At 70.3% G+C, this 22,217-nt stretch carries 24 protein-coding genes; 8 read left to right on the top strand and 16 right to left on the bottom strand.

What is annotated here, in order from left to right; all coding sequences use genetic code 11:
- Window positions 1-140: 140 nt before the first annotated feature.
- The 3 genes from KW83_RS14940 to KW83_RS14930 are packed head-to-tail and all read right to left on the bottom strand — an operon-like array spanning window position 141 to window position 2,556.
- Complete coding sequence (locus KW83_RS14940) at window positions 141-1,025, bottom strand: DMT family transporter (protein WP_327203974.1); 885 nt, start codon at window positions 1,023-1,025, stop codon at window positions 141-143.
- On the bottom strand, window positions 1,022-2,029 hold the full coding sequence (locus KW83_RS19325; RefSeq protein ID WP_051928549.1) for a thioesterase family protein: 1,008 nt from the start codon (window positions 2,027-2,029) through the stop codon (window positions 1,022-1,024). Before KW83_RS19325 ends, KW83_RS14940 begins: the two co-directional genes overlap by 4 nt.
- Entirely contained in the window at window positions 2,026-2,556 is a 531-nt protein-coding gene (locus KW83_RS14930; protein WP_036180510.1) for a lipocalin family protein, read from the bottom strand. The genes KW83_RS19325 and KW83_RS14930 overlap by 4 nt, the downstream gene beginning before the upstream one ends.
- Window positions 2,557-3,489: 933 nt before the next feature.
- Between KW83_RS14930 and metG the strand changes: the two genes are divergently transcribed.
- Window positions 3,490-5,214 (top strand): methionine--tRNA ligase, encoded by a 1,725-nt coding sequence (metG, locus tag KW83_RS14925; RefSeq protein WP_036180508.1) that lies wholly within the window; start codon window positions 3,490-3,492, stop codon window positions 5,212-5,214.
- 72 nt (window positions 5,215-5,286) lie between these two features.
- Here the strand turns inward: metG and KW83_RS14920 are convergent, their stop codons facing one another.
- Window positions 5,287-7,074: a sodium:solute symporter family protein gene (locus KW83_RS14920; RefSeq protein WP_036180505.1), complete on the bottom strand. Its 1,788-nt coding sequence runs from the start codon at window positions 7,072-7,074 to the stop codon at window positions 5,287-5,289.
- 5 nt (window positions 7,075-7,079) lie between these two features.
- Window positions 7,080-7,352 carry a DUF4212 domain-containing protein gene (locus tag KW83_RS14915; RefSeq protein ID WP_036180503.1) on the bottom strand — a complete coding sequence of 91 codons (273 nt, stop codon included), beginning with the start codon at window positions 7,350-7,352 and terminating at the stop codon, window positions 7,080-7,082.
- 191 nt (window positions 7,353-7,543) lie between these two features.
- Here KW83_RS14915 and KW83_RS14910 point away from each other — a divergent pair, with 191 nt between their 5' ends.
- Window positions 7,544-8,215 (top strand): hypothetical protein, encoded by a 672-nt coding sequence (locus KW83_RS14910; RefSeq protein WP_036180502.1) that lies wholly within the window; start codon window positions 7,544-7,546, stop codon window positions 8,213-8,215.
- A 4-nt stretch (window positions 8,216-8,219) separates the two neighbouring features.
- On the opposite strand, the gene KW83_RS14905 is transcribed toward KW83_RS14910, so the two are convergent.
- Genes KW83_RS14905 through KW83_RS14890 form a run of 4 tightly spaced genes read right to left on the bottom strand, consistent with a single transcriptional unit; the run spans window position 8,220 to window position 11,955 of the window.
- Window positions 8,220-9,164, bottom strand: a complete 945-nt coding sequence (locus tag KW83_RS14905; RefSeq protein WP_036180499.1) for an NAD(P)H-binding protein — start codon at window positions 9,162-9,164, stop codon at window positions 8,220-8,222.
- Window positions 9,164-10,465 (bottom strand): TRAP transporter large permease, encoded by a 1,302-nt coding sequence (locus KW83_RS14900; protein WP_036180496.1) that lies wholly within the window; start codon window positions 10,463-10,465, stop codon window positions 9,164-9,166. Before KW83_RS14900 ends, KW83_RS14905 begins: the two co-directional genes overlap by 1 nt.
- 3 nt (window positions 10,466-10,468) lie before the next feature.
- Window positions 10,469-10,993, bottom strand: a complete 525-nt coding sequence (locus tag KW83_RS14895; protein ID WP_036180494.1) for a TRAP transporter small permease — start codon at window positions 10,991-10,993, stop codon at window positions 10,469-10,471.
- Window positions 10,993-11,955, bottom strand: a complete 963-nt coding sequence (locus KW83_RS14890) for a TRAP transporter substrate-binding protein (protein ID WP_036180491.1) — start codon at window positions 11,953-11,955, stop codon at window positions 10,993-10,995. The genes KW83_RS14895 and KW83_RS14890 overlap by 1 nt, the downstream gene beginning before the upstream one ends.
- Before the next feature lie 140 nt (window positions 11,956-12,095).
- Between KW83_RS14890 and KW83_RS14885 the strand changes: the two genes are divergently transcribed.
- Genes KW83_RS14885 through KW83_RS14875 form a run of 3 tightly spaced genes read left to right on the top strand, consistent with a single transcriptional unit; the run spans window position 12,096 to window position 14,619 of the window.
- A complete protein-coding gene (locus KW83_RS14885; protein WP_051928548.1) occupies window positions 12,096-12,851 on the top strand; it encodes a 5-oxoprolinase subunit B family protein in 756 nt (251 codons plus the stop codon).
- Complete coding sequence (locus KW83_RS14880; RefSeq protein ID WP_036180488.1) at window positions 12,848-13,867, top strand: 5-oxoprolinase subunit C family protein; 1,020 nt, start codon at window positions 12,848-12,850, stop codon at window positions 13,865-13,867. The genes KW83_RS14885 and KW83_RS14880 overlap by 4 nt, the downstream gene beginning before the upstream one ends.
- A complete protein-coding gene (locus KW83_RS14875) occupies window positions 13,864-14,619 on the top strand; it encodes a LamB/YcsF family protein (protein WP_036180486.1) in 756 nt (251 codons plus the stop codon). The genes KW83_RS14880 and KW83_RS14875 overlap by 4 nt, the downstream gene beginning before the upstream one ends.
- Before the next feature lie 513 nt (window positions 14,620-15,132).
- On the opposite strand, the gene KW83_RS14870 is transcribed toward KW83_RS14875, so the two are convergent.
- Together KW83_RS14870 and nth are read right to left on the bottom strand one after the other, a co-directional pair.
- Entirely contained in the window at window positions 15,133-16,113 is a 981-nt protein-coding gene (locus KW83_RS14870) for an adenosine kinase (RefSeq protein WP_036180485.1), read from the bottom strand.
- Window positions 16,110-16,754 carry an endonuclease III gene (gene nth / locus KW83_RS14865; RefSeq protein ID WP_036180482.1) on the bottom strand — a complete coding sequence of 215 codons (645 nt, stop codon included), beginning with the start codon at window positions 16,752-16,754 and terminating at the stop codon, window positions 16,110-16,112. The genes KW83_RS14870 and nth overlap by 4 nt, the downstream gene beginning before the upstream one ends.
- 153 nt (window positions 16,755-16,907) lie before the next feature.
- On the opposite strand from nth, the gene KW83_RS14860 reads away from it, so the two are divergent.
- The 3 genes from KW83_RS14860 to KW83_RS14850 all read left to right on the top strand — a co-directional run bounded on the left by KW83_RS14860 (window position 16,908) and on the right by KW83_RS14850 (window position 19,200).
- On the top strand, window positions 16,908-17,699 hold the full coding sequence (locus KW83_RS14860) for a methylated-DNA--[protein]-cysteine S-methyltransferase (RefSeq protein WP_407667876.1): 792 nt from the start codon (window positions 16,908-16,910) through the stop codon (window positions 17,697-17,699).
- A gap of 115 nt (window positions 17,700-17,814) precedes the next feature.
- Window positions 17,815-18,477: an OmpA family protein gene (locus tag KW83_RS14855; protein ID WP_036180477.1), complete on the top strand. Its 663-nt coding sequence runs from the start codon at window positions 17,815-17,817 to the stop codon at window positions 18,475-18,477.
- Between the two features lie 297 nt (window positions 18,478-18,774).
- Window positions 18,775-19,200: a lipocalin-like domain-containing protein gene (locus KW83_RS14850; protein ID WP_036180475.1), complete on the top strand. Its 426-nt coding sequence runs from the start codon at window positions 18,775-18,777 to the stop codon at window positions 19,198-19,200.
- 345 nt (window positions 19,201-19,545) lie between these two features.
- Here KW83_RS14850 and KW83_RS14845 read toward each other — a convergent pair whose 3' ends face one another.
- From KW83_RS14845 to KW83_RS14825, 5 genes are all read right to left on the bottom strand, one after another.
- Window positions 19,546-20,100: a F0F1 ATP synthase subunit B gene (locus KW83_RS14845; protein WP_036180473.1), complete on the bottom strand. Its 555-nt coding sequence runs from the start codon at window positions 20,098-20,100 to the stop codon at window positions 19,546-19,548.
- A complete protein-coding gene (locus KW83_RS14840) occupies window positions 20,100-20,645 on the bottom strand; it encodes a F0F1 ATP synthase subunit B' (RefSeq protein ID WP_036180471.1) in 546 nt (181 codons plus the stop codon). The genes KW83_RS14845 and KW83_RS14840 overlap by 1 nt, the downstream gene beginning before the upstream one ends.
- Before the next feature lie 68 nt (window positions 20,646-20,713).
- The gene (locus tag KW83_RS14835) at window positions 20,714-20,950 is read right to left on the bottom strand and encodes a F0F1 ATP synthase subunit C (RefSeq protein WP_036180469.1); all 237 of its coding nucleotides are present in this window, start codon (window positions 20,948-20,950) and stop codon (window positions 20,714-20,716) included.
- A gap of 59 nt (window positions 20,951-21,009) precedes the next feature.
- Window positions 21,010-21,777, bottom strand: a complete 768-nt coding sequence (locus KW83_RS14830; RefSeq protein WP_036180467.1) for a F0F1 ATP synthase subunit A — start codon at window positions 21,775-21,777, stop codon at window positions 21,010-21,012.
- Window positions 21,770-22,129 carry an AtpZ/AtpI family protein gene (locus KW83_RS14825; RefSeq protein ID WP_036180463.1) on the bottom strand — a complete coding sequence of 120 codons (360 nt, stop codon included), beginning with the start codon at window positions 22,127-22,129 and terminating at the stop codon, window positions 21,770-21,772. The genes KW83_RS14830 and KW83_RS14825 overlap by 8 nt, the downstream gene beginning before the upstream one ends.
- Between the last annotated feature and the right edge of the window lie 88 nt (window positions 22,130-22,217).

Raw genomic sequence — 22,217 nt, 5'->3', positions numbered from 1 at the left:
CTGTCAGGATGAGCGCCTCCGGCATCGCGCTGTCAGGATGAGCGCCTTCGGTATCGCGCTGTCAGGATGAGCGCCTTCGGCATCGCGCTGTCGGGATGAGCGCCTTCGGCATCGCGCTGTCGGGATGAGCGCCTTCGGCGCTACACCGCCAGGATCAGAGCGACGATCGACAGCGTCAGCAGGCCGATCCCCAGAACCTCGCGGCGCGAGATCGTCTCGCCCAGGAACAGGGTCGTGGCGAGGATGGAGAACACCACCTCGACCTGGCCCAGCGCCTTGACATAGGCCGCGTTCTGCAGGGCGAAGGCGGTGAACCAGCCCATGGAACCGACCATCGAGAACAGCCCCGCCAGCCCCGCGATCCGCCAGGCGCGGGCGACGGCGGCCAGCTGGCCGGGTTCGCGCCAGATGAGCCAGGCGCCCAGGATCAGCGTTTGCCAGAGCGTCGCCACCGCAAGCGTGCTGCCCGAGCGGATCAGCACCGGCGCGTCGCCCAGCGACAGCGCCGCCCCCCGAAAGCACACCGCCGACACCGCGAAGAGCGCGCCGGATCCGAGCCCCAGCGCCACCGCACGCGGGTTCCAGCGCCCGGCCTCTCCCGAAAGAACGATCACCGCAATCACGCCCAGGGCGATGGCGCCGGCGGCGCCGGCGGACACGACCTCGCCCAGCAGGACGAAGCCGACGATGGCGGTCAGGATCGTCTCGGACTTCTTGAAGGTGATGCCGACCGCGAAATTGCGCAACCCGAACAGGGCGATGACGCAGGCGGTGGCGAGGATCTGGGCCACGCCCCCGGAAAGCACGAAGCGCCAGAAGGCGGGCGACGGTTCCGGCAGCGCGGTGCCGGTGAACGCCGCGCCCGCGAGCAGCAGCAGCGCCACCAGCGGCGCGGAAAAGAGGAAGCGCGAAAAGGTGGCGCCGGCGGTGGACAGGCGCGTGCGCTTGAGATGGCGCTGCAGCAGGAAGCGGAACGTCTGCGCCAGGGCCGCGATCAGCGTGACGGCGATCCAGGGCGCGATCACCGCGGCTGGCCCACCGCGCGGCCCGCGCCCGGCGGGATCGGCAGGCCCGCGGCGCCGAACCGCGCCATGCCGGCGTCGAGCGGCGGCAGCGGCGCGGCGGGCCGGCGCGTCGCCAGGGAGACATGCAGCATGAAGTGCTCTCCCGTCGCGACCGGGACGCCGTCACGCCACATGGTGTGAAAGAAGCGCATCTTGGGGCCGGACACCGCGATGGCTTGCGTCAGCACGCGGATGCGGTCGCCGGCATGACACTCCCCCAGATGGCGGATATGGGTCTCTGCGGTGAAAAACGAATGGCCGGCGGCGATGTAGGCCGGTCCGCAGCCCAGCATCGCCATCAGCCGGTCGGTGGCGTCGCCGAAGGCGTGGAGATAGCGCGCCTCGGTCATGTGGCCGTTGTAATCCGTCCAGTCGAGCGGGATGGCGCGGTCCGCGGTCTCGACCGGGCCGGACCAGTCGGGGACGGGGCGGGGCCAGGCGGCGTCGGTCGCCGCGATGATGCGGCCCGGCCCGTGGTCGGCGGCGCGCAGCGCACGCAGCAGGCCGACCAGGGCGGCGTCGGCATCGGGCGCGCCGTCCGTGGCGACAGGCGTGAGTTCCGCCACCCGGGCGACGCCCAGCGGGGCCAGCAGCGCGGCGGCGGCGGACGCCTCCGGGCCGGCAAGGGTGACCTCCGGCATCAGATAGGCGGGCTGCGCGGACCCGAGCGTGGCCCCCGCCAGCGGGTCCGGCCCGCCCACCGCCACCATGAGCGCGCGGGGAGCGGCGGCAAGCGTCCCCGGCGCGGCCAGCACCAGATCCGCGCCGCGAACGGCCGCCTCCGGCTCCGCCACCGCCGTCAGCGACCCCCGGGGGGGCGTCCGGTCGTAAAGGCCCGGAAGCGCCCGCCGGACCCGGGCCAGAAGGTCCGGGTCGATCCGGCCGGTATGGCGCACGGCCGCGCCCATGACCGCCCCCCGTGCCGCCCAGTCCGGGCAGCCGATCGCGGCCAGGGTCAGGGTCATCCGGCGTTCTGCGGGGTCGCGCGCAGCCGCGACAGGTCGTAGCCGTAAAAGGCCAGGATCCGGCGCGCGGCCTCCAGCCGGTCGGCGGGAATCGCGGGCTCCCGGTTCAGGATCCAGCCCGCGCGGCCCGACGGCACGCCCACCACGGCGGTGCGGTAGCCTTCATCCACCCAGAGCACCCAATAGGGCGCGACCAGCGGCACGCCGTCCAGACGCACCTCCAGCCGGCCGGGGCCGGTGACGCGCGCGGTGCCGTCGATGCGCAGCGTGCGGCCCGATTTCAGGCAGGTGTTGGTCACGCTGATGCCCTGCGGCGCCGGACCGTAGAGCGCCTGCGTATTGCGGCAGCCGGACTGGAACGGGACCGGGTAGGAGGCGATCTCGTACCATCGGCCCTGGAAACGCGCGGGATCGAAGGACGCGATGGAAGCGATGGGCGCGTCGGTGTCGCGGTAGCTCTCGGCCGGGATCAGCGGCGATTCGGTGGAGCATCCCGCCAGGAGCGCGGCAAGGATCAGGCGCCTCATCCGCGGACCTTGCGCGGACGGGCGGGAACCGGCGGTGCGGCGCTTGGGTCGCGCCCGAGGATCGGCAGACGGGTCATGTCCGGCACCAAACGCCAGCCGCACCGCCTTGGCAAGGCGCCCCGGGTCCGGACCACGCCGGAGAGAGCGCCGGCACGGCCATGGGTACGGCTTCGCCGCGTCCATCAGCATGTCACAGGAAGACGGCCGGGGTGCGGCGGGCGGTTCGGCCGGCCCACGGGGCCCGCAGTCCGGATGATGCGCCAGCAGGTCGGGGAGATGGCGGGGGAAGACGAGGCCCTTTCGGCAGGACCCGCCGACATTCCGGGCGGTTCGGAAAGTGACGCGCCTGGAGGGGCGGAACGTATCCCTCCCGGCACATGACCGGCACTCCGTCTGGTTCAGGCGCGCGCTTCGAGTTTGCACCGCGCGACATCAGAGATCAAGGGACGCGGTGTGACACATGCCGAAGGGCCGGCGTCCTGCCTTCTGGCGGGTGCGCGATGTTCCGTCCGGGTCATGCGCCGCCGGCGCGCCGCAGAAGGTGCGGTCGCGCCCCATCGTCGGCCCGTTCGGATCTGCGGCCCTCCTCGTCCGGCACGGTAAAAACCGACGCCCGTCCCGGCACAACCACCACAGCCGCCCGGCCGCGGCCTACGGGGCCTGACTCCACCCTGACGGAAATGCCAGCGGATCGCCCGGACGACCGACAGCTTGCCGCCTTTTTCATGGCCGGCACCGGATGGCGGGCGATGCCGCAGCCAACGCGCAACGCCGCCGTCGGCGCGAGACGGCGCAAGCCCCCGGGTTCACCGGATCGACGTTCCGGTGCCTGCGGATACCTGATGCGCTGTCCCGGCGCCGCAGGTGCCGCGCGCTGGAACTCACCGTGCGCGGCGGCTATGAGGCGCGCGACACAGTCCCCGGAAGGTCCCCATGTCCCGCGTCCTGATCACCTCTGCCATTCCCTATATCAACGGCATCAAGCATCTCGGGAATCTGGTCGGTTCCCAGCTTCCGGCCGATCTTTATGCCCGCTACCGGCGCGGGCGGGGCGCGGAGGTGCTGTTTCTCTGCGCCACGGACGAGCATGGCACGCCCGCCGAGATCGCCGCCCAGAAAGCGGGCAAACCGGTCGCGGAGTACTGCGCGGAGATGTGGGCGCTGCAAAGGGACCTCAGCGCCGGGTTCCGCCTGTCCTTCGACTGGTTCGGGCGGTCCTCCAGCCCGCAGAACCACGCCCTGACCCAGCATTTCGCGGGCCGTCTGGATGCCGCCGGGCTGATCGAGGAGAGGGATGAGACGCAGGTCTATTCCCCCGCCGACGGCCGCTTCCTGCCCGACCGCTATATCGAGGGGACCTGCCCCAACTGCGGCTACGACCGCGCCCGGGGCGACCAGTGCGAGAACTGTACCAAGCAGCTCGACCCGGTGGACCTGATCGACCCGCGCTCGGCCATTTCCGGCGCCACGGACCTGGAGCGGCGCGAGACCAAGCACCTGTACCTGCGACAGAGCCTGATGCGCGACACCTTGCGCGACTGGATCGACACGCGGACCGACTGGCCGGTGCTGACCACCTCCATCGCTCGAAAATGGCTCGACGACGGAGACGGGCTGCGCGACCGGGGCATCACCCGCGATCTGGACTGGGGCGTGCCGGTGCGGAAGGGCGACGCGCCCTGGCCCGGCATGGAGGGCAAGGTGTTCTACGTCTGGTTCGACGCGCCGATCGAATACATCGCATCGGCCAAGGAATGGACCGACGCGGACGGCCGCCCCGATGCCGACTGGGAGCGCTGGTGGCGCACCGAACGGGGCGCGGCGGACGTCCGCTACGTGCAGTTCATGGGCAAGGACAACGTGCCGTTCCACACCCTGTCCTTTCCGGTCACGATCATGGGCGCCAATTCCACCGGCGAGGACTGGAAGCTGGTCGATTACGTCAAGTCGTTCAACTATCTCAACTATGACGGCGGGCAGTTCTCGACCAGCCAGGGGCGGGGCGTGTTCATGGACCAGGCGCTGTCGATCCTGCCGGCGGACTACTGGCGCTGGTATCTGCTGCGAAACGCGCCGGAAAACGGCGACAGCGAGTTCACCTGGGAGACGTTCCAGCAGGCCTCGAACCGCGATCTGGCGGATGTGCTGGGCAATTTCGTCAGCCGCGTCACCAAGTTCTGCCGTTCGAAGTTCGGTGAGACGGTGCCGGACGGCGGCGCCTACGGTCCCGCCGAAGAGGCCTTGATCGCGGATCTGGAAACCCGCCTCAGGACCTATGAGCGGCACATGGACGCCATCGACATCCGCAAGGCCGCGGCGGAGTTGCGGGCGATCTGGGTCGTCGGCAACGAGTACCTGCAAGCCGCAGCACCCTGGTCCGCCATCAGGGAGGATCCCGCCCGCGCCGCGGCGATCATTCGCCTGTCGCTGAACCTGGTGCGGCTCTACGGCATCCTGTCGGCCCCTTTCGTCCCGGACGCCGCCGCCGCGATGCTGGGGGCGATGCGCACCGACGCGGCCTGGCCAGGTTCCGCCGCCGCCGCCCTTGCCGCCCTGCCGGCGGGGCACGGCTTCGAGGTGCCGGAAAACCTTTTCGCCAAGATCACCGACGACCAGCGCGACGACTGGGCCGCGCGCTTCTCCGGCACCCGCGACTAGCCACCGCACGCGAAAACGCCCCGCCCGGAAATCCGGACGGGGCGTGACTGCCGGTCGGCGAAGATGCCGCCGTCAGTGCGACTGCGCGGCCGAGACGCCGCGCGGCACCCGAACGCTGTCGATCATCTGCTGCACCTTTTCGGGCGTCTCCGCCGTGCGGCCGGCGACGAAGAACGCCACCGCGAAGTTCAGCACCGCGCCGATGGAGCCGATCGCCGTGGACTGGATCCCCAGCAAAGAGCCCTCGATCGTGTCGGGAAAGCTCTCGGTGCCGGGGATGAAGAACCAGCCCTTGTGCAGGAAGATATAGACCACGGTGAAGGTCAGGCCGGTCAGCATCCCCGCCACGGCGCCGGTATTGTTCACCCGCCGCGAGAAGATTCCCATCATCAGCGCCGGGAAGATCGTCGCCGCCGCGATGCCGAAGGCCAGCGCCACGGTCTGCGCGGCAAAGCCCGGCGGGTTCAGGCCCAGCCATGTGGCCACCGCGATCGACGCGGCCATGGACCCGCGCGCCCACCAAAGCTCTGCCGACTCGGAGATGCCGGGATTGATGGAGCGTTTCACCAGGTCGTGGCTGACCGCTGACGAGATCGCCAGCAGCAGGCCAGCCGCGGTGGACAGCGCCGCGGCCATCCCGCCCGCCGCCACCAGCGCGACGACCCAGCCCGGAAGCTGGGCGATCTCAGGATTGGCCAGCACCAGGATGTCGCGGTTGAAGTTGGTCAGCTCATTGGCCTGGGAACCGGAGGCCTGGGCCACGGCGGGCAGGCCGTCGCCCTCGTCGTTGTAGTACTGCAGCCGACCGTCCGCGTTCTGATCCTCCCATCCCAGAAGGCCCGTGGTCGCCCAGTTCTCGAACCAGGCGGGAGCCTCGTCGATCTGCATGGCCTGCGCCCCTTCGCCGGTGCCGCCCGGCCAGATCGTCGTCATGATGTTGAGCCGCGCCATGGCCCCCACCGCGGGGGCGGTCAGATACACGATGGCGATGAACACCAGCGCCCAGCCCGCCGACAGGCGCGCGTCCGACACCTTGGGCACCGTGAAGAAGCGGATGATGACATGGGGCAGACCCGCCGTGCCGATCATCAGCGTCAGGGTGAACAGGAACATGTTGATCACCGCCGACGGGGTCGTGTCCTGCGCGGTGTAGGACGCGAAGCCGAGATCGGCGAGCGTCTGGTTCAGCGTCACCAGGAGCGGCTCTCCGGTGCCTTCGTAGTTGGAAAACAGGCCGAGTCCCGGGATCGGATTGCCGGTCAGCTGGAGCGAGATGAAGATCGCCGGGACCGTATAGGCGAACACCAGGACGATGTACTGCGCGACCTGTGTGTAGGTGATCCCCTTCATGCCGCCGAGAACGGCGTAGAAGAACACGACCGCCGCGCCGATGAACAGGCCGGTGGTGTTGGACACCTGCAGGAACCGCGAGAACGCGACACCCACGCCGGTCATCTGGCCGATCACGTAGGTCAGGGAGGCGATGATCAGGCACAGCACCGCCACCAGCCGCGCGGTGCGGCTGTAATAGCGGTCGCCGATGAATTCGGGCACCGTGAACGAGCCGAACTTGCGCAGGTAGGGCGCCAGGCACAGCGCCAGCAGCACATAGCCCCCGGTCCAGCCCATCAGGTAGGCCGAAGCGGAATAGCCGGAGAACGCGATCAGCCCCGCCATGGAGATGAACGACGCCGCCGACATCCAGTCCGCCGCCGTGGCCATGCCGTTGGTGACCGGGTGGATCCCCCGCCCGGCGGTGTAGAATTCCGACGTGGATCCGGCCCGCGCCCAGACGGCGATGCCGATATAGAGCAGGAAGGATCCGCCGATGAAGAAAAGGTTGAGATAATACTGGTCCATCGCGTCTACTCCTCATCCACGCCGTATTGCCGGTCCAGCCTGTTCATCCGCCACGCGTAGAAGAAGATCAGGCACAGGAAGACGATGATCGACCCCTGCTGCGCGAACCAGAAGCCCAGATCGGTGCCGCCCACGGTGATCCCCGCCAGAAGCGGACGCAGCAGGATGGCGAAGCCGAAGCTCACCAGCGCCCAGATCACCAGGCAGCCCAGGATGATCCTGATGTTCGCCTTCCAATATCCGACGGCATCCGTCGGTATCCTGTCTTCATCGGTCATTCGCTGTCCTCCCGCTTGTCCCGATCGTTCGCACCGGCGTGCCGGCGGCCGGCCTCCGCCGCACTGCAGGGCCGTCCGCCACCACATACCCTAGGGGCACCGCGCGACAATATGTCTAAAGTCGTAAACCCGTCCACCCGTCCCGTCCCCTTCCCCTTGCCCGCGCCCGGCCGGGCGCAGAGAACGGCGGCATGATTCCCTGGGTCGCCCTTGCCGCCGCCACCGCACCGGATGGCGACATCCTGCGCCTCTGGCGGCGGGGCGCGGAATTCTCGATCCGCCTGTCCACCGGCAACGAGCTGATGAACAGTCGCCTCGGCGGGTCCGAGGCGGCACTGGCCGCCCTGGCGCTTGCCCGGCTGACCGACCGCGCCGCCCCCGTGGTGCTGATCGGCGGGCTGGGCATGGGGTTCACGCTGCGCGCCGCGCAGGAGGCGGCGCCGCGGGACGCGGTCTTTGTCGTGTCCGAAATCGTGCCGGAGCTGCTGGACTGGGCGCGCGGCCCCATGGCGCCGGTCTTCCGCGACTGCCTGGACGATCCGCGCGTCCGGGTCCGGATCGGCGACGTGGGCGCCCTGATCGCCGCCCGCCCGGCCGCCTATGACGCGATCCTGCTCGATGTCGACAACGGCCCCGACGGGCTGACGCGGCCGGCAAACGACGCGCTCTATTCGGCGGCCGGGCTGGCCGGAGCCCGCGCGGCGCTGCGGCCGGGCGGCGTGCTGGCGGTGTGGTCGGCGCATCCGGCCCCCGCCTTCGCGCGGCGGCTGCGGACCGCGGGGTTCGAGGTGACAGAGACCGCGGTGCGGGCCGGCAGCGGACGCCGCGGCCCCCGGCACGTGATCTGGCTGGCGCGCCGCTGACGGATCAGAACATCGCGTGGTCGCCCAGATCGACGGCGACCTCGCCGCGCAGCACGCGGGCGTAATGGTCCCGCAGCGTGTCGGCGCCGTATTCGGGCGTGGCCTCCGCATCGTAGCGGCCCGCCGCGGCGTCCCAGACCAGCATCGACTCCGTCGCGTAATAGTGGCCGATCCGCGCCAGTTCGGCGCGGGCGGCCAGCCCCGGCGACAGGCGTCCGGCCACGTCCAGCGCCCGCGCGGCGCCCGACAGCAGACCGGGCGGCACATGCCGGACGGCCGGCGCGCGGTCCAGAAGGGAGAACAGCGTCTCTGCCTGGTCCAACGGGGTCAGCGCCGGTCCCGGACCGCCCACGGGCAGGGTGCGCCGCGCCCATCCGGGCTCGGTCACCGCGCGGGCCAGAACGGCCCCCAGATCGCGGTCGGAGATCGGCTTGCACGCCGTGAGCCGCCCGTCGCCGAACAGCAGGAACCGCCGCCCCGCCCTGACCCGCGCGATCTGCCCGGACAGCGACTTGAAGAAGGCCGTGGGGCGCAGGATCACGTGCTCCAGCCGGGATGCCCGCAGCGTCGCCTCCATGGTCATCTTGGCGTGCTGAAACACCAGCCGCGGTTTCTGCACGCAGATCGCAGACAGATACACCATGCGCGCCGCTCCCGCCGCCTCGGCCCAGTCGAGCGCGTGGCGGTTGGCGTCGAAATCCACCGCCCAGGCGTCCTGCGGCAGCCCGGTGCGGGATCCCAGGCAGGACACCACCGCATCCGCCCCGTCGCGCCCCATCGCCTCTGCCAGGCCGCCCGGCCGGGTCACGTCGGCCAGGCGGACCTCTGCCGGCAGGTCGCCCGGATCGCGGCGCAGCGCGCAGACGACATCGTGCCCGGCCCCCGCAAGGGCGGTGGCCGCGGCACGCCCGATGGTCCCGGTGGCCCCCAGCAGCAGGACGCGCGCCATCAGTTGCCCATCGCGTCCGGCAGGACGGTGACGATGGACGGAAACACGGTGATGAGCGCGGCGCCCAGCAGCAGCAGCAGGAAGAACGGCAGCGCCGCGCGGGCCACGCGCAGGATGTCGATGCCGGTCAGACCCTGGATGACGAAGAGGTTGAACCCCACGGGGGGGGTGATCTGGCTCATCTCCACCACCAGCACCAGGAAGATGCCGAACCACAACGGGTCGATCCCCTGCGCCTCGACCATGGGCAGGACGATGGAGGTGGTCAGCACCACCAGGCTGATCCCGTCCAGAAAGCAGCCCAGGATCACGAAGAACACCATCAGCACCGCCAGAAGCCCGTAGCGGCCCAGCTCGAACGTGCCGATCCAGGCGGCCAGGTTGCGCGGGATGCCGGTGAAGCCCATGGCGATGGACAGATAGGCCGCGCCCAGCAGGATGAAGGCGATCATGCACGAGGTCATGGTCGCCCCCATGAGCGCGTCGCGGAAATCGGCGAACCCGAAGCCGCCGGTGGAGGCCGCCAGGATCACCGACAGCACGACCCCCACCGCCGCCGCATCGGTGGGCGACGCGATGCCCGAATAGATCGACCCGATCACCCCCAGGATCAGCAGGAACACCGGGATCAGCCGGCGCGCGGCGACCAGCTTTTCGCGCAAGGTGTATTCGCCCGCCTCTCCCGGGATCAGGTCGGGGTCCATCCATGCCCGGATCGCCACGTAGCCGGCGAACATCGCCACCAGCATCGCTCCGGGCAGGATGCCCGCCACGAACAGCCGGGCGATGGATTGCTCGGTCGCCACGCCATAGACGATCAGGATGATCGACGGCGGGATCAGCAGACCCAGCGTGGCCGATCCCGCCAGCGTGCCCAGCACCAGGCTTTCGGGGTAGCCGCGCGAAGTCAGTTCCGGCACGCTCATCTTGCCGATGGTCGCCGCCGTCGCGGCGGAAGAGCCGGAGACCGCGGCGAAGATCGCGCAGCCCAGGATGTTGACGTGCAGCAGCCGCCCCGGCGCGCGGGTGAGCCAGGGGGCCAGCCCGGAGAACATGTCGTCCGACAGCCTGGAGCGCAGCAGGATCTCTCCCATCAGGATGAACAGCGGCAGCGCCGCCAGCGGCCAGCTGTGCGAATTGCCCCAGAGCGTGGTCGCCATGACCAGCCCCGCCGGCGCGTTGGTGAAGAACACCATCGCCGTCAGCGCCATGACCAGAAGCGACAGCGCCACCCAGAGACCGGAGGCCAGCAGCACGATGAGCACGGTCAGCAGGATGCCGAAGATCGCCGGATCGCCCATGGCTCACATGTCCCCGGCGTCCGACACGACCGGGCCGTCGGACGAAAGCGCCTCGATGAACGTGTCGATGAGCGCCACGCAGAGCAGCCCCAGCCCGGCCACCATGAAGACCTGCGGGATCCACAGCGGCACCGGCACCATGCCCGGAGAGGTGTCGCCGTAGCGCCAGCTTTCCCACGTGGTCACGCCCGCGTACCAGGTCGCATAGCCCGCCACGGCGGCCGCCAGAAGCAGGGTCGGAAGCTCCAGCGCCCGCGCCGCACGCGGACCCAGCCGCCGGATCATCAGATTGACCCGGATATGCACCCCCGCCCGAAGCGTGGGCGCCAGCGCCAGGAACGTCGCCGCCGCCAGCGCGAAGCCGGAGAAATCCGCGTAGGAGGGGATCGTCGCCGTGGCCTGCGGCCCCAGCAGCCGGGCGGTCGCGTTCAGCGCCACCTGCGCCGACACGATCACCGCGATCCCCAGGATGCACAGCGCGGCGGCCCACCCGGCCGCCGCATAGGTCGCGTCCAGCGCGCGCCGCATCAGTTCTGGAAGCTGTCGAGGATCGCGACGGTCTCTTGCCCGGCATTCGCCCGCAGCTCGGACAGCATCTGGTCGCCGATCTGCTGCAGCCCGGACAGCAGCTCATCGGACGGCTCGTAGACGGTGATGCCGTTGTCGGCCAGCGCCTGGGTCATCTCCTCGGCCTCCCGCATCGACATCTCGCGGCCGCGCGTCTCGGCGGCCGCGGCGGCGTCCAGAAGCGCCTGCTGCTGGTCCTGCGGCAGGCGGTCGAACATGCGCTGGTTCACCACCACGATGTTCTTCGGCAGCCAGGCGTTGATCGGCGTGTAATGGGTCAGGAAATCCCATGCCTTGGAATTCACGCCCGTGGAGGGCGAGGTGATCATCGCCTCCACCTGGCCGGTGGAGAACGCCTGCGGGATGTCGGGCGCCTCGACCTGCACGGGGGAGGCGCCGGCGGCGCCGGCGAACTCTTCCAGCTGGGCGTTGTAGGCGCGGAACCGCAGACCGTTCAGATCCGCCACGGTGGCGATCTCGCCGTTGGTATAGAGCCCCTGGGGCGGCCATGGCACCGCGTAGAGCGGCATCAGCCCCTGCTCGGCCAGAAGGTCGGTGATGACGGGTTTCTGCGCCTGCCACAGCGCCTCGGCCTGCTCGTAGGAGGTGGCCAGGAACGGCTGGCTGTCGAGCCCGTAGGCCGGATCCTCGTTCGACAGGCGGGACAGGAAGAATTCCCCGATCGGCACCTGCATGGAGCGCACCGCGCCCTTGATCTCTTCGTGCGGGAACAGCGATCCGGCCGAATGGACGGTCAGTTCCAGCGCGCCTCCGGTGGCCTCCTTGACGTCGGCGGCGAACGCGCGCGCGTTCTGGGTGTGGAAGATGCCGTCGCCATAGGGCGTCGGCATGTCCCAGGTCTGGGCGGTGGCGGGAACGGCAAGGCAGGCGGCCAGTGCGGCCAGTCTTACGGTAAGGCTCATGGGGTGGTCTCCCTTCGTGTGGCGCCGGTTGGTTCGGCTGTTGCGGGCTGCGTCCGGACTGGCCGGGGCATTCCCGTTTGACAATCCCACGTGACGGAGAAACCCTTGGCAAGTCAAATCCTCCGCGCCCGGAGCGTCCCTTGCCCGATCCTTCGGCCCTTTCCGGCCCGTCCGCCCCGCCGCGCCTGACGCCGCTGGGGCTGGACGGCCTGCTGGTCACCTTCGCCGATTCGCTGGACGAGGCGGCGAACCGCGCCGCCCTGGCGTTCCGCGCGGCGGTGGATGCCGAAGGCTGGGACGGGGTGACGGAGACGGCGACCTCGCTCGCCTCGGCCTACCTGACCTTCGATCCCGGGCGGACCGCCTATGACGGGCTCCGCGACCGCGCGGCCGACCTGCTGGACAGCCGCGACTGGCGCGACGCCCCCCTGCCCGCCGGCCGCCGCCGCTTCACCATTCCCGCCTGTTTCGACGGCGACCACGCCCCGCGCCTGGACGACGTGGCCGCAGCCGTTGGGATATCCCGCGATGCGGCCATCGCGCAGCTCTGCGCCGACCCGCTGCGCGCGCTCGCGCTGGGCTACGCGCCGGGCCAGGCCTATCTGGGGGACCTGCCGCCGGCCTGGGACATCGCCCGCCGGACGGACCTGACCCGGGTGCCGACCGGTGCGGTGGTGGTCGCGGTGCGGCAGGCCATCGTCTTCGCCACGTCCGGGCCCACCGGCTGGAACCAGGTCGCCATGACCCGGTTCCACGGCTTCCGCCCCGACGATCCCGACCGCCCCATCGCCATCGCGCCGGGCGATGAGATCCGGCTGCGGCCCGTGTCCGCGGCGGATCTGGACGCGCTTTCGCCCCCGGATGGCGGCGTCGAGATCGTGGAGATCGCGGAATGACCGGCCTGACCGTCGCCCGCATCGGTCCCGGCGCCACGGTCCAGGATCTGGGCCGGGGCGGCTATATCGCGCAGGGCCTGTCGCGGGGCGGTGCCGCCGACCGGCTGGCGATCCTGGAGGCCGCGGCGCTTCTGGACCAGGACCCCACCGCCGCGATCGAGCTGCCGCCCGTTCCGGCCACGATCCGCTTCGACCGGCCCGCCCGGCTGGCGCTGACCGGCACGCCGATGACCGCCAGGCTCGACGGTGACCCGCTGACCTGGCACGCCGTGCACGCTGTCGCGCAGGGGCAGACCCTGTCGGTCAGCCCTGCCGGGGGCGGCTACGGCTATCTGTCGTTCGGGGGCGGCATCGACACCGCGATCCGCCTGGGCAGCCGCGCCGCGCATCTTGCCGCCGGCCTGGGACGCGCGCTCGACAGCGGCGACGACCTGCCGCTCGGCGACGACACCGCCGGACGGACGGACCGGGTGCTGGACGCCGGGGCGCGCTTTGCGGGCGGCACGCTGCGCATCCTGCCGTCGGCCCATACCGCGCTGTTCTCGGCCAAGGACATCGCGCGGTTCCAGGACACCGCCTTCGTCCGCGCGCCGCAGGGCAACCGCCAGGGCGTGCGCCTCGATCACGACGGCGCGCCCTTCGCCACCGACGGGCAGCTGTCGCTGCTGTCCGAGATCGCCCGCCCCGGCGACATCCAGATGACCGGCGAGGGCAGGCCCTACCTGCTGGGGCCGGAATGCCAGACCACCGGCGGCTATCCCCGGATCGGCGCCGTCGTGCCCATGGACCTGCCGCGCGCGCTCCAGGCCCCGCCGGGCGCCGCGCTGCGGTTCCGCTTCGTGACCCGCGAAGAGGCGATGCGCGACCACCTGTCCGACGACCGCCTGCTGGCGGCGCTGCGCGGCAAGGTCCGCCGCCTGACCCGCGACCCGCGCGACATCCGCGACCTCGGCCGCTACCAGCTCATCTCCGGCGTCACCGCCGGCCGCCCAGAAGGACAGGAGCCCGACCCATGACCAGCGTCGATCTGAACTCGGACATGGGAGAGGGATTCGGCCCCTGGCGCATGGGCGACGACGCAGCGCTTCTCGACGTGGTGACCTCGGCCAACATCGCCTGCGGCTTCCACGCCGGCGACTGGGACACCATGGCCGCGACGATGGCCCGCGCGGTGGCGAATGGCGTCGGCATCGGCGCGCATCCGGGATTTCCCGACCTGCAGGGCTTCGGCCGCCGGCAGATGAGGATGGAGACCGCCAGCATGGCGCGCATGGTCCAGTACCAGCTGGGCGCGGCTCAGGGCATGGCGCGGGCGGCGGGCGGAACGGTCCGCCATCTCAAGCTGCACGGCGCGCTGTCGAACATGGCGATGGCCGATGCGGAGATGGCCCGCGCCGCCTATGCCGCGGCGCTGGAGGTCGATCCCGACCTCATCATCATGGTCCTGGCCGCGACCCCCATGGAAGAGGCCGCGAAGGCGCTGGGGTGCGCCTATGCCGCCGAGATCTTCGCCGACCGGGGCTATGCCGAGGACGGCACGCTGATCCCGCGCGGCCTGCCGGGCGCCATGATCACCGATGCCGACGAGGCCGCCGAGCGGATGTCCACCATGGTCCGGGAGGGTGCCATCGTCACCGCGAGAGGCACCCGCATCGAGACCCGGATCGACACGATCTGCCTGCACGGCGACGAGCCGTCGGCCGTCGCCGCCGCCCGCACCCTCCGCGCGCGGCTGGAACGCGACGGGGTGACGATCGCGCGGTTCTGACCGGGCCCATCCCGCCCGGGTAAGGCGATTGCGGCGCAGGCCCCGCACCGGTCCGACGGCCGTCCCGCGCATCGGATCCAGGAGCGGTGGCCGAGAGTTCGAGTTGGGAGGCGCCTCGACGGTCACCGCGGCTGCGGCGGATCCTGGCGTGTCCGGACGAAGTGCCGGCGCGGGTGCGCCGCTTCGGGCTCTTCCCCGCGCGGAATATCGGGTCCGGCCGGCCCCGGCGAACAGGTGCCGGGGTCGCAGGAGCACGCGCGGGCCTTCTCAGGGCCGACCCTTGCGAAGCCCCGCCTGCCGTGTCGCGGCGATGGGGCCGCCGATCTCCACGCTCCGCCTTGCCTGCGCCGGAGGGCAAGGCTCCAGCCTTCGGCGTCCGCGTGCGGGGCGTCCATCGGCGCCCGGGCCGGCGGGCGCGCCGGCTCTGCGATGCCGCCACCCAACCTGCCGCGCACGCTGTCAGGGCACCCGGCGACAGGCCATCGGCCCGGACCGGAATGCGGCCGGCCGCTGTCAGACCAGTCCCATGTCGCGGAACCGCGCGGCCATGTCGGCCTCTGGGCGCGGTCCCATGTGACCGATCACCTCTGCCGCGCAGGCCACGCCCATGCGCCCCGCGGTCTCCATGTCGCGGCCCGTGACCAGCCCGTAAAGGAACCCGGCGGCGAACTGATCTCCCGCCCCGGTCGCATCCACCGGCACCACCCGGTTCACCGGCACCTCGACCCGCGCGCCGTCCCGGACGATCACGACGGAGGCGCCGGAGCGGGTGCAGACCACGGTCCGGCAGGCCCGGGCCGCGCGGGCCAGCGCGTCATCCAGGTCGGTCCCGTAGAGCGTCGTCCATTCCTCCTGGTTGCCGATCGTCACGTCCATCTCACCGGCGATGAGGGCCTGGAAATCGTCGCGGTGACGCTCGGTGCAGAACGGGTCCGAAAGGGTGATCGCCGCCTGCCCGCCCGCCGCGTGCATCAGCCGCGCGGCATGGCGGAACGCCGACTTGCCCTCCTCCTTGTCGAAGAGATACCCTTCGAGGAACACCAGCCCGCCCTCTGCGAACGTGTCCGGCGCCACGTCCTCCGCGCCCAGATCCGCGCCGGCCCCGAGATAGGTGTTCATCGAGCGCTCGCCGTCCGGGGAGACGAAGATCATGCTGCGGGAGGTGGGCAGCGGCGCGCCTTTCACGGGCGGGTTGGGAAAACCGATCCCGTCCGCCTCCATGCCCTGCGCATAGCCGCGGCCCAGCGCGTCGTCCCGGACCTTGCCGACGAACGCCGCATCCACCCCGAGACGCCCCAGACCGGCGATGGTGTTGGCGACGGACCCGCCGGGCGTCTCCACCCGGCCGTCCATGGCGGCATAGAGCAGTTCCGCCCGCTCGCGCTCGATCAGCTGCATGATCCCTTTCTCGATCCCCATGTGGTCGAGGAACGTATCCTCGGCCCGCGCGATCACATCGACGATGGCATTGCCGATGCCGATTACCTTGGTCATTCGGTCTTCTCCGGATAGGGGCACAGGTCCCGGATCAGACAGACCGGGCATTTCGGTTTGCGGGCGGTGCAGACGTAGCGCCCGTGCAGGATCAGCCAGTGATGGGCATGAAGCTGGTAGGGCGCCGGCACGTTGTCCTCCAGCGCGCGCTCCACCGCCACCACATCCCGGCCGGGCGCGATCCGGGTGCGGTTGCCGACGCGAAAGATATGCGTGTCCACGGCCTGCGCTGGATGCCGCCACCACATGTTCAGCACCACGTTGGCGGTCTTGCGCCCCACCCCCGGCAGCGCCTCCAGCGCGGCGCGCGACGCGGGCACCTCTCCGGCGTGCTCGTCGACCAGGATCCGGCTGAGCCGGATGACGTTCTTCGCCTTCTGGCGGAACAGGCCGATGGTCTTGATATGCGCGGTCAGCCCGTCCTCTCCCAGCGCCAGCATCTTCTGCGGCGTGTCGGCCACCTGGAAGAGCGCGCGCGTGGCCTTGTTCACGCCCGCGTCCGTCGCCTGGGCCGACAGGGCCACGGCCACCACCAGCGTATAGGCGTTGACGTGCTCCAGCTCGCCTTCGGGCTCCGGCGCGGCGGCGTGAAAGCGTCGGAAGACCTCGACCTGGGTCTGGTATGGAAGCGGCTTGGCCATCGCGGTCCCTCTTGCCCGCGGCGTCGCCCCCTGGCAAGCCGGTCGCCGGGTCCCGATTGCGCAAGCTTCGGGTCGCGCGTGCGCGCGCCGCATAATAGGGTCGACGGCATGGACATGACACCGGATCCCGACACCCGCTATCACTGGCAGCTCATGCGCCGCGCCATCGACCGGCTCGACCGGGGCCGCGACCTGAGCCTTGAGGACATCGCCGCCGAGATGGGCCTCAGCCCGGCCCATTTCCAGCGCCTGTTCTCGCGCTGGGCGGGCGTGTCGCCCAAGCGGTTCCAGCAGTACCTGACGCTGGGCCATGCCAAGGCGCTGCTGGAGTCGCGCCACACCACGCTGGCCACGGCCGATGCGGTGGGGCTGTCGGGATCGGGCCGGCTGCACGATCTGTTCCTGCGCTGGGAGGCGATGAGCCCCGGCGACTACGCCCGCCGCGGCGCGGGGCTTGCCCTGACCTGGGACGAGGTGCCGGGACCGTTCGGCCCGATGATCCTCATGGCCAGTCCCCGTGGCATCGCCGGTCTGGCGTTTTCGGAGTCCGTGGGCACCGAGGCCGCCCTGACAGACCTCACCGCGCGCTGGCCCAGGGCGCGGTATACCCGCGACCCGGCCGCCATCGCCCCCCATGCCGCCGCACTCGCCCGGGGCGGCGCGGCACGGCTGCACCTCATGGGCGGGCCGTTCCAGATCAAGGTCTGGGAGGCCCTCCTGAGGATCCCGGACGGCCATGTGACCACCTATTCCGACATCGCCCGCGCCATCGGCCACCCCCGGGCGCACCGCGCTGTGGGCACCGCCGTCGGGCGCAACCCGGTGTCGTGGCTGGTGCCCTGCCACCGTGCGCTGCGCGCCAGCGGTGGCCTCGGGGGATACCACTGGGGCCTGCCGGTGAAACGGGCGCTGCTGGCCGACGAGGCGGCACGCACCGGGTTCTGAGCCACCTTGGGCCACCGGCGGAAAAGCGCCCATCGTGGGGATGTGCTTTTGGGGTGGCGCGCGATGCCCTATTCCTCGCGCCCGAGATGTGCGTCTCGAACAGACAGAGGACACCATGACTTTCACCAAGACACCGCTCCTGCTGGCCTTGGCCGGCACACTGGGCCTCAGCGCCTGCGTCAGCACCGATCCGATGAACGATCCCAACCGCACCCGCACGGGCGCGATCGTGGGCGGTGTCGCGGGCGCCCTGGCGGGGGCCGCGCGCGACAGCGACGGAGACGCGGGCGACCGCAATCGCAACATCCTGGTCGGTGCCGCGCTCGGCGCGGGATCGGGCGCCGCCGTTGGCTCGTTCCTCGACCGGCAGGAGGCGGAACTGCGCGCCCAGCTGGGCAACGGCATCGTGATCCAGAACACCGGGTCAGAGCTGATCGTGCGGATGCCGCAGGACATCCTCTTCGCCACCGACAGCGCCAGCCTGAACCCCGGCCTCTCCGGCGACCTGCGCCTGCTGGCCGCGTCGCTGAACAAGTACAACGCCTCCACGGTCGAGATCCAGGGCCACACCGACAACACCGGCTCGGCCGCCTACAACCAGGACCTTTCGGAACGGCGCGCCCAGTCCGTGACCTCCGCGCTGATCCAGAACGGCGTGCCGGCGGCGCGGCTGCGGACCGTCGGCTACGGTGAGAACCGGCCGATCTCCTCGAACCTGACCCCGGAGGGCCGCGCGCAGAACCGCCGCGTGCAGATCGTCATCCGCCCGACCACCTAGCGAACGACGGCACGCATCAAGAAAGGGCCCGGTCGCACCCGTGAGCCATTCCGCACTCTCGGACATGCGTCCGACCAGCCTGCCGACCGAGAGGTCGGCAGGCTTCTGTTTTCCGCCCATGGCGACAGAACGGCGAAAGGTCCGACCTGCCCCCGGTAGCGGGCCAATGACCGTGAGCCTCAGGCATCCCGGATGCCGAGAGGTCGTCCAAAGCCGATCGTCCCGTGGATCAGCGCGCTGGTCGTCGCGCCGGGAAACGCGCAGGGTCCGGATGGGCATTGGCCGAAGGAGGCATGTATGGCTGACATCGAGGCATTGATCGGATCGTGGCGCATGGATGCGTGGACCCGGACATCGACATCGACCGGAGAGACCACTGACGCCTTGGGCCCCTCGCCGATCGGCTACATCGCATACCATCGTTGTGGACGGATGATGGCAACCGTGTTCCGTCGCGATCGGCGCGCGCCGCAGGATCGGTCATGGACGATTGAGGAGAAAGCGGCGCTGTTCGACGACATGCTCGCCTATGTCGCCTCTTTCCGTCTGGAGGGGAACCGGGTCATTCACGAGGTCGATGGCTCCTGGAACCCGAAGTGGCGGGGGGCGCTCGACCGTCCCTTCACGCTCGATGGCGACCGACTGGTCATCAGCGGAGCTCCCGGAACCGACCCGGCCACCGGAGAGGACGTGATCTATCGGATGGAGTTTACCAAAGACTGAGCGTCGGAAACGCCATAGGCGTTCGTCCTGATGGGAATCACGCATGGCAAGGCGGTTTTCCGAGGCCCTCTAAAGGGGGTGGGCGGCAGTCGTCTGCCGCCCGTGTCCTGCGTTCCGGAATGGATGCCCGCCCCCGCCGGTCGCTTTCCCGTCCCACCCCGCGGCCCTTGCACGGTCCGCCGCGCGGCAGCGCGACCCCGGGGCCGACGACGCTGCCTCTTTCATCTTCCCCCCGAATAGTCCCCCGCAGGAGCGCGGATGTCCGGCCCGGAGGTCCGTCCCGGCACAGGAGAAAGGCCCGCGGCATCCGCCACGGGCCCCGTCCGGTCCGGCCGGCGGGCCGGATCAGTGCATCTTTTCGCGCACCGTCGCGATGGAACTGTCCAGCAACCTGTCCTGGCGGGCGCCGTCCATCTGCGTCCTCAGCACGTCGCGCGCGGCGGCCACCGCGACCTCCACGGCCCGGTTGCGGACGCGGCGCTTGGCGTCGTCCTCGGCCTGGGCGATCTGTTCGCGCGCGGCCTGGACGCGGCGCTCGACGGAGCGCTGCAGATCCTCGCGCGCCTTCTCGGCATGGGCCTCGGCGTCCTCCCTGGCGGATGCCACGATCCGGTCTGCCTGGGACTGCACCTCCTTCTGCTTGCGCTCGTAGGAGGCCAGCAGCGTCTGCGCCTCCTCGCGCAATTCCCGCGCCTCGGCCAGATCGGCCTTGATGCCCTCGGCGCGCTTGTCCAGCATTCCCATCAGCGTACGCGGGATCTTGTAATAGACCAGCACGGCCAAGAAGATCAGGAACGCCAGCGCGACCACGAAATCCGTGTTGTTGAGCGAAAAGAACGGCCCCGTCGCGGCCAGCGCCGGGACGGGAACCGCGGCGGCGATCACGAACAGCCTCAGCATCACGCGCGCCCTCCCAGCTTCGAGGACACGGCCGCATCCATGTCGGCCTCCTCGGGGTTGCCGCCCATGGCGGCGACGATGGCGCCCGCGGTCTCGCGCGCGACCTGCTCGACATTGGCGGCGGCCTGGTCGCGGATCTCGGCGATGCGGCTCTCGCTTTCTTCCTGCTGCGCGGCGATCTCGGCATCGGCCTTCTCCATGGCCTTGTCCAGATCCTCCTGCAGCGCGGCCTTGTTCTCGTCGGCGATGCGCGCCGCCTCGGCGCGGGCGTCGGCCAGCGCCTTGTCGTAGGCGCGCTCGGCCTCCGCGGCCTTCAGCTTCAGCTCTTCGGCGGCGGCGACATCGTTGGTGATCGTCCCCTGCCGTTCGGCCAGGACCGCGCCGATGCGCGGCAGCGCCACGCGGCTCAGCAGGAAGTAGATCGCGACCAGCGCGATCAGCAGCCAGAAGATCTGGTTCGGATATGTGGCGAAGTCGAGCTGCGGCATCCCGCTGGCAGCGGCGTCGCCCTCGCCCAGAACGGATTCGGTCGTCTCGGTCGCCATGCGCGCGTCCCCTTGCGGATCGGTCGGCCGGGGACGATGCCCCCGGCCTCGGAGAGGTCAGGCAGGTCTCAGACGGCGAACATCAGCAGAAGCGCCACGAGGAACGAGAAGATCCCCAGGGCTTCGGCGAATGCGATGCCGATGAACAGCGTGGCGGTCTGGCCCGCGGCGGCCGACGGGTTGCGCAGCGCTCCCGACAGGAAGTTGCCGGCCACATGGCCCACACCGATGGCCGAAACGCCGGAGCCGATGGCCGCAAGGCCCGCCCCGATGAATTGACCCATGCTTGCGATATCGCCTTCCATGATCTCTCTCCTTGAATTGGAAGTTCAGCGTAAGTAGGCGGGCGCGCGGCCCGCCGGTGTCAGTGCGACGGGTGCAGCGCGTCCTTGAGGTACACGCAGGTCAGGATCGTGAAGACATAGGCCTGGATGAAGGCCACCAGCACCTCCAGCGCGTAGATCGCCGTGATCGCCAGGATCGGCACGAAAGCGAACAGACCCAGCGCGCCGGCGAACCCCGCGAAGACCTTGAACACCGCGTGCCCGGCCATGATGTTGCCGGCCAGTCGGATGGAGTGGCTCACCGGGCGCACGAAATAGGAGATCAGCTCGATGATCGCCAGGATCGGACGCAGCGCCAGCGGCGCGGACGACACCCAGAAGAGGCCCAGAAACCCCGCCCCGTGCTTCACGAACCCCAGGATCGTGACCCCGAAGAACACGAAGGCCGCCAGCAGCGCCGTGACCGCGATATGGCTGGTGGTCGCAAAGGACATGGGCAGCAGCGCCAGGCTGTTGGCCATCAGGATGAACATGAACAGCGTCATGATATAGGGAAAGTATTTCAGCCCCTCGCGGCCCGACACGTCCTCGACCATCTTGTAGACGAAACCGTAGGCCAGCTCGGCCACCGACTGGGCGCGGGACGGGACGACCGCGCGGCCCCGGGTGCCCATGACCAGCAGCAAGGCGGTGCAGGCCACGGCAAGTGCCATCCACAGGGTCGCATTGGTCACGGTGAACATGCCGACAGGCCCGTCCGAAAACAGCGGCTGGACCACGAACTGGTCCATCGGCTTGATTTCCAGCCCGCCGCCCCCTGCGCCAGCTTCCGCTCCGGTCTCAGCCATGTCCGTCCCTCTTCCCGTCACCGGCGCTGGTGCCGCCGGACTTCCCGTCGGGCGTCTCGTCGCCCGGATACACGCTTTTTGCGGTGTTCATCATCACCTTGATGCCCGCGGCGAACCCCAGGAACACGAACAGCACCAGAAAGATCGGCATCGTGCCCATGAGGCTGTCGATGCCGTATCCGATGCCGAACCCGATCCCCAGGCCCGAAACAAGTTCGATCACCATCCGCCAGGCGAGTTCCGCCCCCGAATAGCCCTGCCCCGTCTTCGGCGTCGGCGCGTCGGCGCGCTTTCGCCTGGCGAGCTTCTCCTCGAGCGCCCGCATCCGGGCGCGCGTGTCCTCGTCCACCATGGGATTGACCCTTCGACGGCTGCGCGGACCCTAGGCGCGGGGCGAAACCGGGTCAAGGCGACAAAACTCGTTGTCGATCAATGCCTTA

This window comes from Palleronia rufa (assembly GCF_000743715.1).
Lineage (GTDB): Bacteria > Pseudomonadota > Alphaproteobacteria > Rhodobacterales > Rhodobacteraceae > Palleronia > Palleronia rufa.
This window is presented reverse-complemented; position numbering and strand designations above follow the sequence as displayed.

Bases quoted from the DNA above. Each gene is read 5' to 3' on its own strand.
- KW83_RS14855 (WP_036180477.1), top strand. From the start codon at position 17,815: ATGACTTTCACCAAGACACCGCTCCTGCTGGCCTTGGCCGGCACACTG.
- KW83_RS14825 (WP_036180463.1), bottom strand. From the start codon at position 22,129: ATGGTGGACGAGGACACGCGCGCCCGGATGCGGGCGCTCGAGGAGAAG.
- KW83_RS14895 (WP_036180494.1), bottom strand. From the start codon at position 10,993: ATGCGGCGCGCGCTGGACGCGACCTATGCGGCGGCCGGGTGGGCCGCC.
- nth (WP_036180482.1), bottom strand. From the start codon at position 16,754: ATGGCCAAGCCGCTTCCATACCAGACCCAGGTCGAGGTCTTCCGACGC.
- KW83_RS14850 (WP_036180475.1), top strand. From the start codon at position 18,775: ATGGCTGACATCGAGGCATTGATCGGATCGTGGCGCATGGATGCGTGG.
- KW83_RS14840 (WP_036180471.1), bottom strand. From the start codon at position 20,645: ATGGCGACCGAGACGACCGAATCCGTTCTGGGCGAGGGCGACGCCGCT.
- KW83_RS19325 (WP_051928549.1), bottom strand. From the start codon at position 2,029: ATGACCCTGACCCTGGCCGCGATCGGCTGCCCGGACTGGGCGGCACGG.
- KW83_RS14900 (WP_036180496.1), bottom strand. From the start codon at position 10,465: ATGGGCGATCCGGCGATCTTCGGCATCCTGCTGACCGTGCTCATCGTG.
- KW83_RS14875 (WP_036180486.1), top strand. From the start codon at position 13,864: ATGACCAGCGTCGATCTGAACTCGGACATGGGAGAGGGATTCGGCCCC.
- KW83_RS14835 (WP_036180469.1), bottom strand. From the start codon at position 20,950: ATGGAAGGCGATATCGCAAGCATGGGTCAATTCATCGGGGCGGGCCTT.
- KW83_RS14910 (WP_036180502.1), top strand. From the start codon at position 7,544: ATGATTCCCTGGGTCGCCCTTGCCGCCGCCACCGCACCGGATGGCGAC.
- KW83_RS14870 (WP_036180485.1), bottom strand. From the start codon at position 16,113: ATGACCAAGGTAATCGGCATCGGCAATGCCATCGTCGATGTGATCGCG.
- KW83_RS14830 (WP_036180467.1), bottom strand. From the start codon at position 21,777: ATGGCTGAGACCGGAGCGGAAGCTGGCGCAGGGGGCGGCGGGCTGGAA.
- KW83_RS14845 (WP_036180473.1), bottom strand. From the start codon at position 20,100: ATGCTGAGGCTGTTCGTGATCGCCGCCGCGGTTCCCGTCCCGGCGCTG.
- KW83_RS14890 (WP_036180491.1), bottom strand. From the start codon at position 11,955: ATGAGCCTTACCGTAAGACTGGCCGCACTGGCCGCCTGCCTTGCCGTT.
- KW83_RS14915 (WP_036180503.1), bottom strand. From the start codon at position 7,352: ATGACCGATGAAGACAGGATACCGACGGATGCCGTCGGATATTGGAAG.
- KW83_RS14880 (WP_036180488.1), top strand. From the start codon at position 12,848: ATGACCGGCCTGACCGTCGCCCGCATCGGTCCCGGCGCCACGGTCCAG.
- KW83_RS14860 (WP_407667876.1), top strand. From the start codon at position 16,908: ATGCGCCGCGCCATCGACCGGCTCGACCGGGGCCGCGACCTGAGCCTT.
- KW83_RS14905 (WP_036180499.1), bottom strand. From the start codon at position 9,164: ATGGCGCGCGTCCTGCTGCTGGGGGCCACCGGGACCATCGGGCGTGCC.
- KW83_RS14930 (WP_036180510.1), bottom strand. From the start codon at position 2,556: ATGAGGCGCCTGATCCTTGCCGCGCTCCTGGCGGGATGCTCCACCGAA.
- metG (WP_036180508.1), top strand. From the start codon at position 3,490: ATGTCCCGCGTCCTGATCACCTCTGCCATTCCCTATATCAACGGCATC.
- KW83_RS14920 (WP_036180505.1), bottom strand. From the start codon at position 7,074: ATGGACCAGTATTATCTCAACCTTTTCTTCATCGGCGGATCCTTCCTG.